The sequence below is a fragment of the Bacillus xiamenensis genome (genome assembly GCF_001857925.1).
Lineage (GTDB): Bacteria > Bacillota > Bacilli > Bacillales > Bacillaceae > Bacillus > Bacillus xiamenensis.
This window is the reverse complement of sequence record NZ_CP017786.1, coordinates 851,747-866,905: the sequence shown is the minus strand read 5'-3', so window position 1 is coordinate 866,905 and position 15,159 is coordinate 851,747. Positions and strand designations below refer to the sequence as shown.

General features: G+C 41.4%; 13 protein-coding genes. 9 read left to right on the top strand and 4 right to left on the bottom strand.

Annotation, left to right across the window (positions count from 1 at the left end):
- The first annotated feature begins 6 nt into the window (after positions 1 to 6).
- On the top strand, positions 7 to 657 hold the full coding sequence (locus BK049_RS04370) for an MOSC domain-containing protein (protein WP_008357674.1): 651 nt from the start codon (positions 7 to 9) through the stop codon (positions 655 to 657).
- A 40-nt stretch (positions 658 to 697) separates the two neighbouring features.
- On the opposite strand, the gene BK049_RS04365 is transcribed toward BK049_RS04370, so the two are convergent.
- From BK049_RS04365 to map, 3 genes are all read right to left on the bottom strand, one after another.
- Positions 698 to 835, bottom strand: a complete 138-nt coding sequence (locus tag BK049_RS04365; RefSeq protein WP_008357676.1) for a YflJ family protein — start codon at positions 833 to 835, stop codon at positions 698 to 700.
- A 133-nt stretch (positions 836 to 968) separates the two neighbouring features.
- Positions 969 to 1,130 (bottom strand): hypothetical protein, encoded by a 162-nt coding sequence (locus BK049_RS19465; protein WP_008357678.1) that lies wholly within the window; start codon positions 1,128 to 1,130, stop codon positions 969 to 971.
- Between the two features lie 123 nt (positions 1,131 to 1,253).
- On the bottom strand, positions 1,254 to 2,003 hold the full coding sequence (map, locus tag BK049_RS04360) for a type I methionyl aminopeptidase (RefSeq protein ID WP_008357679.1): 750 nt from the start codon (positions 2,001 to 2,003) through the stop codon (positions 1,254 to 1,256).
- A 189-nt stretch (positions 2,004 to 2,192) separates the two neighbouring features.
- Here map and nagE point away from each other — a divergent pair, with 189 nt between their 5' ends.
- Together nagE and BK049_RS04350 are read left to right on the top strand one after the other, a co-directional pair.
- Entirely contained in the window at positions 2,193 to 3,557 is a 1,365-nt protein-coding gene (gene nagE / locus BK049_RS04355; RefSeq protein WP_034738818.1) for an N-acetylglucosamine-specific PTS transporter subunit IIBC, read from the top strand.
- Between the two features lie 296 nt (positions 3,558 to 3,853).
- Positions 3,854 to 4,360 carry a DoxX family protein gene (locus tag BK049_RS04350; RefSeq protein ID WP_071167913.1) on the top strand — a complete coding sequence of 169 codons (507 nt, stop codon included), beginning with the start codon at positions 3,854 to 3,856 and terminating at the stop codon, positions 4,358 to 4,360.
- 299 nt (positions 4,361 to 4,659) lie between these two features.
- Here BK049_RS04350 and ltaS read toward each other — a convergent pair whose 3' ends face one another.
- Positions 4,660 to 6,639: a lipoteichoic acid synthase gene (gene ltaS, locus BK049_RS04345; protein WP_071167912.1), complete on the bottom strand. Its 1,980-nt coding sequence runs from the start codon at positions 6,637 to 6,639 to the stop codon at positions 4,660 to 4,662.
- A gap of 577 nt (positions 6,640 to 7,216) precedes the next feature.
- Here ltaS and BK049_RS04340 point away from each other — a divergent pair.
- The 6 genes from BK049_RS04340 (at position 7,217) to treR (ending at position 15,155) form a co-directional block, all read left to right on the top strand.
- Positions 7,217 to 8,875, top strand: a complete 1,659-nt coding sequence (locus BK049_RS04340) for a pyridoxal phosphate-dependent decarboxylase family protein (RefSeq protein WP_008357687.1) — start codon at positions 7,217 to 7,219, stop codon at positions 8,873 to 8,875.
- A 31-nt stretch (positions 8,876 to 8,906) separates the two neighbouring features.
- A complete protein-coding gene (locus BK049_RS04335) occupies positions 8,907 to 10,631 on the top strand; it encodes a methyl-accepting chemotaxis protein (protein WP_008357689.1) in 1,725 nt (574 codons plus the stop codon).
- An 81-nt stretch (positions 10,632 to 10,712) separates the two neighbouring features.
- On the top strand, positions 10,713 to 11,099 hold the full coding sequence (locus BK049_RS04330; RefSeq protein WP_071167911.1) for a DnaJ family domain-containing protein: 387 nt from the start codon (positions 10,713 to 10,715) through the stop codon (positions 11,097 to 11,099).
- Positions 11,100 to 11,266: 167 nt separating this feature from the next.
- The gene (treP, locus tag BK049_RS04325; RefSeq protein ID WP_071167910.1) at positions 11,267 to 12,703 is read left to right on the top strand and encodes a PTS system trehalose-specific EIIBC component; all 1,437 of its coding nucleotides are present in this window, start codon (positions 11,267 to 11,269) and stop codon (positions 12,701 to 12,703) included.
- A gap of 15 nt (positions 12,704 to 12,718) precedes the next feature.
- Positions 12,719 to 14,419, top strand: coding sequence for an alpha,alpha-phosphotrehalase (gene treC / locus BK049_RS04320; RefSeq protein WP_071167909.1), 1,701 nt, complete (start codon positions 12,719 to 12,721; stop codon positions 14,417 to 14,419).
- Between the two features lie 19 nt (positions 14,420 to 14,438).
- Positions 14,439 to 15,155, top strand: coding sequence for a trehalose operon repressor (gene treR, locus BK049_RS04315; protein WP_008357697.1), 717 nt, complete (start codon positions 14,439 to 14,441; stop codon positions 15,153 to 15,155).
- The last annotated feature ends 4 nt before the right edge of the window (positions 15,156 to 15,159 follow it).

The following is a 15,159-nucleotide window of genomic DNA, read 5'->3' as shown; positions in this document are numbered from 1 at the left end:
GTGAGAGTGGGGCAGACAAGGTATGACATCGAAGGAATACAAGTAGGACTACCTATCACCACCTATGCGAATGGAAAAGAAATCAAAACAGCCATCAATAAAAAGCGTATTCACGAGCCTGTCTATTTGAGCAAACTTCATTTTGAGGGAGACGGTCAGGGTGATTTGGTTCATCACGGGGGCTATGATAAAGCCATCTGCGTCTTTCCATATGATCACTATGCTTACTTCGAGGAATTTTTAGGCGTTTCGTTACAGGAGGCAGCTTTTGGCGAGAATTTGACAGTACATCAGCTTGTGGAGACAGAAGTGCGTATTGGAGATGTGTTTCAGCTAGGAGAAGCGCTTGTTGAGGTCAGTCAGCCAAGACAGCCGTGTGTGAAGCTTTCGCTTAAGCACGGCAACATGAAGCTTGTGAAGGAAGTGCAGCAAACCGGATATACAGGCTTTTATTTACGTGTGTTGAAAGAAGGAATGGTCTCACCTGATGAATCACTTGTGTTAGTCGAAAAAGCGCCCCATTCCATCACGGTCCACGAAGTCAACGAAGTCAAATATCGTCCAGCAGATCCAAAGAGGCTGAAAGCCGTTCTTGAAGCAGATGCCTTGGCAGATGTGGTGAGGACGTCTTTAGAAAAACGAATTGAGCACATTTAAAAAAGCCGTACATCACACTAGATGTACGGCTTTTCAACATTTATGAGCTAAGTTTCTTTTGCTCAAGAAGATTTGCAAGGAAATAGGTTTTAAAGCTTTGAAGCTTTCTTCCTTCATGCTTGGTCACACCAAGCTTCTTTAATTCTTCGACATACCAGCCTTTGCTACCATAATGCACGATAGAAAACTCCTTTCAATGAAACTGCCTGCATTGTAACATCTCAAAAAAAGACGTGAAAAGTGTGCAGGTGTGAAGAAATGAAAACTGATTCTATCTGCCTATGATCCATGTATATGCTGGAAATGATGAATTATGAATTTGGCGGGTTGAGGGTGACAATGATCATACCGATCGTCATAATCATCAAGACAACGCCAAGATACGTCATCATGGATTGTTTTTTCTTGAAACCCACAACCGTTAAGATCATACTTTCGATGAAAAAGATGACACCTATGATGATGAACCACATATCAAATAAGACCCCTTTCACATATCTTTGCCTATTTTACCACAGGGGTTTTTGTTTAGTCGTGACAGATTCGTGAAAGGGACACGAAAAAATCCCCTCCAGTGAAGGAGGGGATTCGCTTGCTTACAGCTTTGTTAAAATAATCGGTTCGTCTTTTGTGATCACAATCGTATGCTCAATCTGTGCGACCAGGCTCTTATCAGGTGTTTTAAATGTCCAGCCATCATCAGCCTGATAAATGGATTCAGCATTTGTTGAAATGAAAGGCTCAAAAGCAATGACAGTGCCATTTTTAAATAAAGCATTGTCGAATGGGTCATAGTAGTTCAAAATATGATTCGGTGCTTCGTGCAAGCTCTTTCCAATGCCGTGTCCAGTCAGGTTTTTAATGACTGTAAACCCTTGCTCTTTTGCCGTGTTGTAGACCGCACGGCCAATTTGGTTTTGTCTTTTGCCCGCTTTCGCATGCTTCAATCCCTCAAGGAATGCATCCTCTGCACATTGGCATAATGCTTCAAGACGAGCATCACCTGTGCCTAATACGAAGGAAATTCCAGTATCGGAATAATATCCATCCAGTTCTGCCGAGATATCAATATTAATGAGGTCACCCTCTTGTAAAATGGTTTTATCACTCGGGATGCCGTGTGCAACTTCATCGTTAACGCTGATACAAGTCGTACCAGGGAAGTCATATTCCTTTTCAGGCGCCGAATTGGCTCCATGTTCTTCTAAAATTTTTTTCCCAATCAAATCTAATTCTTTTGTAGTCATGCCTGGCTTCGCTTGGCTTTTCATTTCTTCTCTTGCCAAAGCGACAATTCGGCCGACTTTTTTTAAGGCTTCTAACTCATGATCATGTTTGACAATCACTGTTCATTCCCGCTTTCTATAACTTCAGTCTATTCAATAGCTTACCACATTTTACGCCAAAAGAGTAAAGGGTGGATTTCAACTCAATATGGACAAATTGGTATAGATAACTAGATGTGCATATGATATATTTTTTATGAGCATCATGAGAGATTTGTTCATGGTGATGACGAAGGGGGGAGAAATGAAATGGTGTTTCAGTTTTTTCAAAAGTTAGGAAAATCATTTATGCTTCCAATCGCTGTGCTGCCTGCAGCAGGTATTATTTTGGCTATTGGACGGGAGGATGTATTCAATATCCCGTTTATTCATGCGGCAGGAAATGCAATTTTTGCGAATTTGGCATTAATTTTTGCAATGGGTGTAGCGATCGGCATTTCAAAGGATGGTAACGGGGCAGCGGCGTTATCAGGGGCGATCTCTTATTTTATTTTGTCAGCAGGAACAACGTCAATCAATTCGACCAACAATATGGGGGTATTGGGCGGTATTTTATGCGGGCTCTTGGCAGGTTACGTTTACAATAAATTTAAGGATACGAAACTGCCGGAATACTTAGGTTTCTTTAGTGGCAGGCGGCTTGTGCCAATTATGACAGCACTTTTCACCATTGTATTAGCAGCCGTTTTCGGATATGTGTGGCCTCCAATTCAAAGTGTGATCAATGACTTAGGGGAATGGATTTTAAGTCTTGGTGCAACGGGTGCCGGACTGTTTGGTTTCTTTAACCGGTTGCTCATCCCACTAGGACTTCATCATGTCCTTAATAACTTATTTTGGTTTCAATTCGGGGAATTCAACGGGGCAACAGGTGATTTAGCGCGATTCTTTAAAGGAGATCCAAGTGCGGGTGTCTTTATGACAGGATTCTTCCCAGTGATGATGTTTGGTCTGCCAGCGGCATGTCTTGCTATGGTTGTGACAGCAAAGCCTGAAAAGCGAAAAGCAACAGCTGGCCTCATGATTGGAATGGCGCTGACGTCATTTATTACAGGGATCACAGAACCAATTGAATTTTCATTTATGTTCTTATCTCCACTTTTATATGGTGTCCATGCCATATTAACAGGTCTTTCGCTCTTTATTGTGAATACGTTAGGGATTCATAGCGGCTTTGCCTTTTCAGCCGGTGCGATTGATTACGTCTTAAGCTTTGGTATTGCTCAAAAACCAATCATGTTACTTGTGGTTGGGGTGATTTATGGCGTTATTTACTTTATCGTTTTCTATTTCCTCATTAAACTGTTGAAGCTAAAAACACCGGGCAGAGAAGATGATGACATTGAAGATATTTCAGCGGATGATACACATACTGCCGGAGCAAGTATGCTCGTAGAGGGGCTTGGCGGCAAAGACAATATCACCACGATTGATCATTGTGCTACACGCCTTCGCTTAACAGTAGAGAATACGGATTTATTGAACGAAGGTACATTGAAAAAAGCAGGTGCCAAAGGGATACTGACGTCAGGGAAAACATCTGTACAAATCATCATTGGAACAAATGTCGAATTTGTCGCAGATGATCTCCGCAAGGAAGTTGATCAAGATTAAAAAAGAGCGTTCAGCCAGATCAAATGGGCTGGACGTTTTTTTTGTTTGCTCTGGTCGATCACAAGTACAATACTGATCACAACTAGTAAAAACCATGACACTCGCATACATACACCCGCTATGGTCCCGAAATAACTGTTGCGGATATCGCAACGGAAAAGTTTACCTCAACTAGATATTCGTGAACAATTTATGAATATATATGTGAAAAAGATCACAAATGAAAAATCACATAGTATAATAAGATCATAAAGAATATGTGAAATATTTCACATAAATAAAAAGGAGGCATCATCATGTTTACAAAATTCTTACAAACAAATGTGTGGGCAGCCGTTATTCTTTTGGCAGCAAGACTTTATATCGGATGGACTTGGCTGACATCTGGTATTGGAAAACTAACAGGCGGATTCGATGCATCAGGATATTTGCAATTTGCCATATCTGAACCTGTTGTGAAAGATGGTCATCTTGTTTATCCGTTCTATGTCTGGTTTTTAGAACATGTCGCACTGCCAAATGCCGGGCTATTCAGTGCCATGGTCATGTGGGGAGAAATCTTAGTCGGTCTAGGGTTAATCATTGGATTGTTCACAACAACGGCAGCCTTTTTTGGAAGCGTGATGAATGTCTCTTTCTTACTAGCTGGAACCGTCTCTGTTAATCCGCTTCTTCTTCTCATTGCGATCATCATTATGGCAGCGAAAGGGAATGCCGGAAAATTTGGTCTTGATTATGTAGCAGCTCCAATGATCAAACGAACACTGAAAAGAAAGCCGCATTTAGAAGTGGCATCATCATAAAGAAGATCCTCCTGAGCTTATGCTCAGGAGGATCTTTTTATTTAGGAGCCGGCTTTGATGATTTGTCCTTTAGGCGCCAGCTCATAAATACTATTTAGCGCGTCCTTTGGACCTTGAGGAATGGATTGTGCTGAAATCGCAGGGCTGAAACTGAATAAGGTGGAAGAAGCGAGTGAAGCGGTCACGACAAAAGCTGCTGATCAATAAACCCCTCCTTCTTTTCCTATACCCGCAGCCATGAGGATGAAACGAAAAATCCCCAGCTGATCCGAGATCGGCTGGGGATTGAAATGAGAAAGTTATTTTGAAGACGAGCTGGATTCATCTTTGGCGGAAGAGGAATCTTCTTCGTCCTGTACTTTCTTTGTATAGTCATATTCATTTCGGTCAATTGGTGTAAAGCCTTTAGGGTTGTAGAAACGGAGTAAATCTTCTGTGACAATCTTATCAGATGTCTCTAGCATCTTTTTCACCGTTTCGTTTTCTTGTGATGCCTTTTTAGTCGGCTCGATTTTTTCACCTGTTTTGTTGCTGTAATAGTTGTTGCCTACTTTCGTGTAGTCCCTTGACACGAAGTCACCATTTCTAAATGGTACAAGCTCTTTAAAGTTCTTCGATAAGATATCAGAACCAGACATTAAATAGTTCTTCGTATCATAGCCGAGCAGGTGCAAAAGGGTTGGAGCCACATCTACTTCACCAGAGTATTTATGAATCTGTCCACCTTTTACGCCTGGTACATGAATAAAGAGCGGCACACGCATGAGCTGGGCATTTTCATAATCTCCAATTTTTTGTCCTGTCACTTTTTCCATGGCGTCATTATGATTTTCTGAAATGCCGTAATGGTCTCCGTACATAATGACCACTGTGTTGTCATATAGACCAGACTTTTTCAAGTCAGTGAAGAACTGCTCAATGGCTTCATCTAAATAATGAGCTGATTGGAAATAGTTATCGACGACAGAGTCTCCGAAATCACCGGGTTCAAAATCAGTATCACCTTCATCCATACCAAATGGAAAATGGTTCGATAACGTAATGAATTTCGAATAAAACGGCTGTTTCAGATTTTTAAGCATTGGCATGGATTCTTTGAAGAACGGTTTGTCTTTCAAACCATAATTCTTCGTATCTTGCTCGTTCATATCGTAGTATTCAGAATCGTAAAATCTGTCATATCCAAAGGACTTAAACATTTCATTACGGTTCCAGAAGGTTTTCGTATTCCCGTGAAATTCTGCTGACGTGTATTGATCCTTCTTCAAAATGCCGGGAAGTGCTTGATATGTGTTTTGCGCTTTGTTAATAAAAACAGAGCCCTGTGATAATGGGAACAGCCCAGTATCCATCATAAATTCAGCATCAGATGTCTTTCCTTGTCCTGTTTGATGGAAGAAGTTATCAAAGTAAAACGTTTTGTTGTCATGAGCTAGTGAGTTAAGGAATGGCGTTACTTCTTTTCCATTCACTTTATAATCAATGACGAAGTTTTGCAGAGATTCAAGTGAAATTGTAATGACGTTCATGCCTTTCGCTTTCCCGTAATAAGCAGGGTTTGGATCAGCGCTGTTCGCCTTTAAATAATTCTCTACATCTGTTACATCATTTGAATTTGCCAGAGCACGCTGGCTGTTTGATTTCACATTTTGAATGGCATCAAACACAGTAAAGTTATAAGCACCTAAATATTTGACTAAATAATTGCGGTCGAACGATCTTGATAAAAGCTCTGGACGATCAATCTCTGCAGCGACTAAGTTGAGCACAAAGATTACAACAGAGGACACAAGGACGAGTCTAAACGATTTTGACTTTTGAACAGGTACAGTCGCTGTACTTGTTTGCTGCCTTTTCATGCGGACTGCGAGTACGATCAAAATGATTGTATCGATAAAGTAAAACACATCAGTCCAACGCATGAGTGAAAATGCACTATCACCTAATTGTCCGCCATTCGTTCCTGCCTGCATCACAGTAGGCAGCGTGATAAAGTCATTGAAAAACCGATAGTACACGATGTTTGCGTATAGTAAAAAAGACATGAAAAAATGAATCACAATGATAGCGGCAGGCTGCCATTTTTTCTTGAACAATAAACCAAAGCCAAGAAAGAACAAGCTGGAGCTAATAGGATTCACGAAAAGCAAAATATGCTGAAGTACATTGGATATACCAAGTTTAAATTCAATTAAATAAGCTGTATACGTTTTGAGCCATAGCAAGACGGCTGCAATCACAAAGAAGCCGAGACCTCTTTTTTGAATAAATGTTTTCATATAAACACTCCTTTTCTCCGATAAACGGAAGAGGCGGAACGAAAGAAAACGAACCATTAGAATATACCACGAAATGCACAAATAGAAAAGTCATAATCAGTGAACGGCGTGAACAGCCTGTCCTAGAAAGAAAGGAAGGAAATCGAAAATATTCGGCCGCCGAAAAACTTTTTGTGAAATCTATCCTGATATTAACAGAAAATTCTGTAATTCCCCTGTTGCTATATCAATAAAACAGGCAAAAAGACACAAGTCTAAAGAATCAATTTAATTTCTACAATGGTGTATTCAAGCGAATTTCCAGTGTTTATTAATGTTTATGCAGGTTAAGTAAAAAAAATGAGTGGAGGAACTGCTGAAGTGGTTGGATAAAAATCCCTCTTTAAAAATATATTGATATATTTTATTGTTTCACGAACATAATGGTTTTGATGTGTATTGTAAGGGTTTTTTTGATTTTGATGAATGAACAAATTATCTAAATATACTTAAGTGGACATTTCGACACTATAAACTTTTGAAACGGTGTCGATATAGACAGTGACAGGAAATCTTCCATTGAAAGGATTGATAGTATATGACTGTTCGAGCAGAGAATCTCGTTCAGAACTGGTTTCCGAGTGAGGACGGAAATGTAGAAGATCGGAAAGAACTCGTCAAATTAATGGAACAGATCATTTCAGGCGTCGATCACCTGAAGGATCCGAATCGTGCTCACCTAAAGGGTGAAAAGAATCGTGGGGAGGATTTTTACAAAAAACTCACTGAAACAAGTCAAATTCCGATGAACGGACAACAACCGGAACTTGTGAATGAAGAATTACTTAAGCTTTTACATAATCATCCATACCACACAAAGTATTTCTTCACGAACATTTTGCCAATGGCAAGTACACCAGGAATTTTAGGCATGCTGACGGCTATGCTGGTTAACGGAAACAACCTTTGGGATGTGTATGGACCGGCAGGTGCGGAAGCTGAGGTCAGAGTGGTCTCAATGATGTCTAAGCTCATCGGATATGACCCAAGTGTGAGCGGAGGATACACAACATGGGGAGGTCAAGGGGCTATTTTCTCAGGGCTTCGTTTAGCGATTGCGAAAGTCGCACCGGAGTCATTACGAAAAGGTGTCCCGCAAAATCTTTATGCGTTTTGTTCTGATGCAGCACATTACAGCCTATTTAAGTCAATGGAAGCAACCGGACTTGGCACAGACAATTTAATCAGAATTAAGACGAATAAAGATCATTCAATGGATATGGAAGATTTGCGTTGTCAAATGGAGCATGTTGCTCAAAATGGCGGAATTCCCGTTTATATTGTAGCAACAACAGGAACAACAGATGCCATTGCAATTGATGATGTAAAAGGGGTACGTGAAACGGCAGAAGCCATTGCAGAGAAGTATGGTCTAAAGGTGCCGCATATTCATGCAGATTCGGCGCTTGGCGGATTCTTTGCTTTCTTTAATGAGTATGATGTGTCTGAAAACCCGCTGCAATTCTCAGACGGCGTTTTACGTATGCTAAAGGAAATCAAAGCGAAATTCCAGCATCTTTCTCTTGCAGACACGATGTGCTTCGATTTTCAAAAGCTCGGTCAAACCCCTTACACATCCAGTTTATTCTTAGTGAAAAATGCTGCTGACTTAAAGCGTTTGGATCTAGAAGAACAAGAAACACCATACGTTGGACATAGAGGATACGGGGAATACCATACGGGTTATACGCTTGAATGCTCAAGAATGGGAAGCTCAATCAGTATGCTAAGCGTGCTGTTAACATTTGGAGTTGAAGGATATCAGCGTTTGCTCGGTCAATTTTTAGAGGTGAACCTTGCATTCAGAGAAGCCCTTCGTCAGGAAATTCCGCAAGCAGAAGTCGTCAATGGTGACAACGTCGGAATGGCAACATTGTTTCGAATTTACTTAAACGGCTCTCCGCGTTTCCAAGAAGAAATTAGCGGCGAGGCAACTGCAATGGAAATTGAGCGGAACAATGAATTGAACAAAATGCTGTTTGAAAAGCTTGGAGAGAAAAGAGACGAAATGTTCTTTGGCGATACAACGAAGTTTTTACAGGTTCATGCGAAAGATGGTCAAGAGTTCTATCTGAGTGTGAGTAAGTTTTTTGTCATCTCACCGTATACATTACCGGAGCACATTCCTCATATCATATCTTATTTAAAAGATGTGATCGCATCTGTTTGTGGACAATTTGAAAGTGTACAAGCTTAAATTAAATCTGAGAGTGGAGATGTAGAAAAAAATGGCGAAACCAGGAAAATTTGGAGGGTTAACTATTTCTTCCAAAATTATGTCAGTCGTTGTCGGAACATTACTCGCAACCGTTGCATTATTCGTTCTAACATTTTATTTAGTCAGCCAAGATTTATCATCCCAGTTATTAAAGCAATTTGACTATCGATTAACGACAGATATTGATACAGCTAAAAATGAAATCGATGATATTGATGGAAACGTCTTAAGCATTAGCGGGAAGGATGATCCGCTTTATGTGAATACCAAAAAGAAAATCACCGAGCTTCAAGAAAATCATTCGCTTGAGAACTTATACGTGTTATCAAATAAGGATGGCAAGGAAAGAATCATTGTGTTAACTGGGCAAGATGATGATTTTGGCCAAGATTATAAATTTACAAAAGAAATGAATGAAGCCATTTCTAATAATCAAATCGTAAAAAGTGATATTTACCATGATTCATATGGAACACATAAATCGGTCTTTCTGCCAATCAAAGATTCAGATGGAGAGCTGACTGGGATTTTAGGGATTGATTTAGATGCATCTGTTGTGCCTGAAACAACGAAGAAGCTGACGATTTATATCGCGTTGGCATCTACCATTGTGCTCATCGGCGGATTACTCTTCTCCTTTATCATGGGAAGAAGAATTGCGAAACCAGCACGTTCATTGATGGAATCCGCGAACCGAATTGCAGATGGCGATTTAACTGGAACGGTACAGGTTGAAAGTAAAGATGAGATTGGTCAATTAGCGGCTTCCTTCCAGAAAATGCAGGGACGGATCAAAGAGCTCATTGGGAAAATCTCAAACTCATCAAGTGAAGTCTCCAAAATGTCTTCACAGCTTCGCATCGTGACGAACGAATCAAGTCAAAGTGCGCAGCAAGTATCAGAAGCGATGACGAATATGAGTGAAGGCATTAATGACTCTGTAGCAAACATTACGGAATGCACAACCTCCGTTGCGGAAATTGATACTCAAATTGAAGGTGTAACGAAAGAAGTAGATGAAATGACATCTGTTTCATCAGCAGTACAAGAGCAGTCAGAATCTGGTCAAAAACTGGTGCAGCATGTCCTAGAGCATCTCAATGTGTTACACGACATGATGACAAGCTCAAAGCAGGCAGCAGAAGAATTACAATCGCATTCAACTAAAATTGAAAGTGTCATCTCGATTATTACAGACATTTCAGCGCAAACGAACTTGCTTGCACTGAATGCTTCTATTGAAGCGGCACGTGTCGGAGAAGAAGGAAAAGGATTTGCTGTTGTGGCTGATGAAGTGCGGAAGTTAGCTGAGCAATCAGCTGATGCGGCTAAAACGGTCTCAGATCTGGTCATTGGCACACAGGAAAACAGTCAGCGTGTCCTTGAAAGCGTAGAGGAAAGCAGTAAAGCAGTGGAAGAAGGACGTGAGCAAATGAAAGGCACCTCACAGAACTTCGCTGGTATTTACGACGGAGTGTCTCAATTTGCAAGCAGAACGAACAATTTGCTTCAATCCATTAAGCAGGTAGAACGAGCATATCAAACGATTTCTACCTCGATTGAACAAATTTCGGTTGTGTCAGAAGAACATGCTGCAAGCTCTCAGGAAGTTGCAGCAGCAACAGAACAGCAAAGCGCTGGCATGCAGCAAATTTCAAGTGCGATTGAACAGCTCTCTGACATGTCAGAGGACTTGGCACAAATGGTATCTACCTTTAAAATTGATAATAAATAACGAGAAAGCTGGCTCTTGTGAGAGAGTCAGCTTTTTTGCTATGCTTAATCAAATAAAGGCGATCGGAAAGGAAGAAGTATCATGGATTTTGCGCAGAGATTGTCAGAGGAACGGATCAAAAAGGCGATGGACAATGGGGCTTTTGAAGGGCTATCAGGATTTGGAAAACCTCTGCCAAAAGATGATGCTGCTCATGTACCTGAAGAGCTGAGGATGGGCTATCGAATCATGAAAAATGCTGGTTTTGCTGGTGAAGAAACAGCATTGAAAAAAGAACTGTTGACAGTCAAAGAGTTACTGAAAACCAGTATAGATGAGGAAGAAAGAAAAAAACTCACTCTCGTATGCGAAGAAAAACAAAAATGCCTGGATGAACTCACATCCAAGCGCCAAACATTTGCTCGCCCAGCCTCCTCCTTTTATAAACATACGGTCTACGAAAAATTAACGGAGCATAAAAAAAGATGATGACACGTTGCCTCTCCCTGAGCACATTGGGGGAGCTTTTTTTATGAAAGCGCTACATTTTGTTGTTGACTACATGTATATACAAATATAAAATATGAAGTAAACATGTATATACAAGTTTTTTGGTTCTTTTTTCTTATAAAAAAAACGGTCTCGGAGGGGATAGCATGGCTGATTATCAGGCAGCAGCAGATCAGATTGTGAAAGCCATTGGTGGCAAAGAAAACATTCATCAAGCAACACATTGTGTAACAAGGCTTCGCTTTGTGTTGAAGGATGAAGGAAAGGTGGATGAGAAAGCCCTCGAACAAATTGATGAAGTGAAGGGATCTTTCTCAGCGAATGGCCAATACCAAGTGGTCATTGGTCAAGGGGTTGTCAATCGGGTATATGCCGAAATGGTCAAACAGACGGGAATCGGCGAAGCGACGAAAGAGGACGTCAAGCGTGCCTCTGATCAGAAATTAAATCCTTTGCAGCGTGCAGTGAAAACGCTTGCGGATATCTTCATTCCAATCCTTCCAGCTATCGTCACAGCCGGTTTATTGATGGGGATTAATAATATTTTAACAGCTCCTGATATTTTCTTTGATCAAAAATCCATTGTGGATGTGTATCCGGCATGGGCGGATTTAGCGAATATGATCAATTTGATTGCAGGCACTGCCTTTACCTTCTTGCCAGCATTAATTGGCTGGTCGGCTGTGAAGCGGTTTGGGGGAAATCCGCTTTTAGGGATGGTCCTTGGACTGATGCTTGTACATCCTGATCTGTTAAACGCATGGGGGTATGGAGCAGCGGAAAAGACGGGTGACATTCCTGTCTGGAATTTGTTTGGACTTGAAGTGCAGAAGGTAGGATATCAAGGGCAGGTTCTTCCGATACTTGTCGCCTCCTATTTGCTTGCAAAGCTTGAAATATGGATAACAAAGCGGACGCCTGAAAGTATTCAGCTGTTAGTCGTTGCACCGATTACGTTATTACTCATTGGATTTTTATCGTTTATCGTCATTGGTCCTGTCACATTTGCGATCGGAAACGTTTTAACATCTGGACTTGTCACCGTATTCCAGCAATTCGCAGCACTTGGCGGTCTTTTATACGGCGGATTGTATGCAGCGCTAGTCATTACAGGAATGCACCATACGTTCCTAGCTGTTGATATTCAGCTGATTAACTCAAAGTTGCACGGCACGTTCCTATGGCCAATGCTTGCACTATCCAATATTGCTCAAGGATCAGCTGCACTTGCGATGATGTTTGTCTTAAAAGATGAAAAGCAAAAAGGACTCTCGCTGACATCAAGTATTTCCGCTTATTTAGGCATTACCGAGCCTGCGATGTTCGGGGTCAACTTGCGCTATAGATTCCCGTTTATCTTTGCCCTGATCAGCTCAGGAATAGCTGGTATGTTTATTGCCTCTCAAGGGGTGCTGGCAAGCTCAGTCGGCGTTGGAGGCATTCCTGGGATCTTCTCGATCATTCCGAAATATTGGGGGGCATTTGCCATCGGAATGGTGATTGTGCTAATCGTCCCATTCATCGGTACCCTTTTATATGCAAAACTAAAAAAGAAAAAGGATGTATCACAAGAACTTAACTAGTGGTGGTGAAGGAATTTGAATCAACAAACAAACGAACCGTGGTGGAAAAAAGCGGTGGTCTATCAAATTTATCCAAAAAGCTTTTTAGATACAACGGGCTCTGGCACAGGTGATATCAATGGTGTGACAAAGAAGCTCGACTATATCAAAGAGCTGGGGGCGGATTGCATTTGGCTGACCCCAATGTATGAGTCACCGCAGCATGACAACGGCTATGATATTAGTGATTATCGAAAAATACATGACATGTACGGTACAATGGCTGATTTTGAACACATGTTGAAGGAAGCGCATGAACGTGGAATCCGTGTCATCATGGATATAGCAGTCAATCATACATCCATTTTTCATGAATGGTTTCAGGCCTCCCGAGAGTCGAAGGATAACCCTTATCGCGATTATTATATTTGGAAAGAGCCAAAAGCGGATGGCTCTCCGCCGAATGATTGGCAGTCAAAATTTGGCGGCCCAGCTTGGGAGCTAGATGAAGCGACAGGTGACTATTATCTTCATTTATATGATGTCACCCAGGCGGATCTCAATTGGGAGCATGATGAGGTGCGTAAGCAAGTATACGACATCATGCACTTTTGGTTTGAAAAAGGAATTGATGGGTTCAGGCTGGATGTCATCAATAATATTTCTAAGGATCAGCGCTTTTTAGATGACGCCGGGCAATCAGTACAAGGGGACGGCCGCATGTATTATACAGATGGTCCGAGAATTCATGAGTTTTTGCACGAAATGAATCAAGAGGTATTTTCGAAATACGATAGTATGACAGTGGGAGAAATGTCTTCAACGAATATTGCAGACTGCATCCGGTATACAAGACCTGATCGGCAGGAACTGGATATGACGTTTAACTTTCATCATTTAAAGGTCGATTATCCAAACGGTGAGAAATGGGCCATTGCCCCATTTGATTTTCTAGAGTTGAAATCGATTCTGTCAGAATGGCAGACAAAAATGCATGAGGGCGGCGGCTGGAATGCACTATTCTGGTGCAATCATGACCAGCCGCGCATCGTCTCAAGGTACGGTGATGATGGCATGTACCATCAGCAATCAGCGAAGATGCTTGCGACCACCATTCATTTGATGCAAGGTACTCCATATATTTATCAAGGCGAGGAAATTGGCATGAAGAATCCTCGCTTTGAGGACATTTCGTCTTACCGTGATATCGAATCACTGAATATGTACGAAGTGATGCTTGAAAAAGGGAAAACAGAGGAAGAAGCACTGGCGATTTTACAGGTGAAATCAAGGGATAATGCCCGGACACCAATGCAATGGACGTCAGAAAAAAATGCGGGGTTCTCAAAAGGTACGCCTTGGATTGCGCCAGCCAAGAATGACATTTCAGTGGAAGCTGCATTAAAAGACCGAACTTCGATTTTCTACCATTATCAAGCTCTTTGCAGGCTGCGGAAAGAATATGATGTGATCACGTATGGAAGCTTTACTTTACTGCTGCCAGACGATCCAAAGATTTTTGCCTATGTCAGAGAAGGCCAAGAGGAGAAGATTCTCGTGATCAACCATTTCTACGCAGGCGAGGTGAACTTCACGCTTCCGATAGAGCTATTAAAGGATGCAGATGAGATGGAGGTTCAAGTTCTGTTATCCAATTATGAGGATGTGCCTGAAGATATCAAGGGCTTTACGTTGCGTCCATACGAGTCAATCGTTTATCATTTAACCAAACGCTAGTAAATGGGGCGGAGGGAAAATGAAAGAGAATAAGTTTCGAGTGATTTATGATCAGCTCGCTAGACGAATTGAACAAGGCGAATGGCAGGATAAAGGCATCCTCCCATCAGAGCATGAGCTGTCAGTCATGTATGATACGTCCCGTGAGACGGTGAGAAAGGCACTGAACATCCTTGTGCAAAATGGTTATATCCAAAAAATCCGCGGGAAAGGCTCCGTATTGCTGAATCGGGAGAAAATGCAATTCCCTGTTTCAGGTCTCGTCAGCTTTAAAGAGCTTTCCCAAACACTTGGACGGAAGACGGTGACAACTGTACATGAATTTGGTTTAATCAAACCGGATCAGTATATTCAATCTCAGCTGAAAATAAGTGGGCAGGAGGATGTTTGGGAAGTTATCCGCTCTCGCAATATCAGCGGAGAAGAGGTCATTTTAGACAAAGATTATTTTTTGCAAAAACATGTACAGGTATTGTCGAAGGACATTTGCGAAGGATCAATCTACGAGTATATTGAAGGAGAGCTTGGTGTCTCGATTAGTTACGCTCAAAAGGAATTTGTGGTCGAGCCGTGTACAGAAGAGGATGCGAAGTATCTTGATTTGAACGGATTTGATCATGTGGTGGTCGTGAAGAATTATGTGTTCTTGGAGGATACGAGTCTCTTTCAATACACAGAAAGCCGCCACCGGTTAGATCGTTTCAGATTCGTGGATTTTGCTAGAAGAGAAAAATAGAAGA

Coding starts and splice junctions, on each gene's coding strand:
- ltaS (WP_071167912.1), bottom strand. CDS start 6,639: ATGAAAACATTTATTCAAAAAAGAGGTCTCGGCTTCTTTGTGATTGCA.
- BK049_RS04340 (WP_008357687.1), top strand. CDS start 7,217: ATGACTGTTCGAGCAGAGAATCTCGTTCAGAACTGGTTTCCGAGTGAG.
- BK049_RS04350 (WP_071167913.1), top strand. CDS start 3,854: ATGTTTACAAAATTCTTACAAACAAATGTGTGGGCAGCCGTTATTCTT.
- treR (WP_008357697.1), top strand. CDS start 14,439: ATGAAAGAGAATAAGTTTCGAGTGATTTATGATCAGCTCGCTAGACGA.
- BK049_RS19465 (WP_008357678.1), bottom strand. CDS start 1,130: ATGTGGTTCATCATCATAGGTGTCATCTTTTTCATCGAAAGTATGATC.
- BK049_RS04330 (WP_071167911.1), top strand. CDS start 10,713: ATGGATTTTGCGCAGAGATTGTCAGAGGAACGGATCAAAAAGGCGATG.
- BK049_RS04335 (WP_008357689.1), top strand. CDS start 8,907: ATGGCGAAACCAGGAAAATTTGGAGGGTTAACTATTTCTTCCAAAATT.
- nagE (WP_034738818.1), top strand. CDS start 2,193: ATGGTGTTTCAGTTTTTTCAAAAGTTAGGAAAATCATTTATGCTTCCA.
- treP (WP_071167910.1), top strand. CDS start 11,267: ATGGCTGATTATCAGGCAGCAGCAGATCAGATTGTGAAAGCCATTGGT.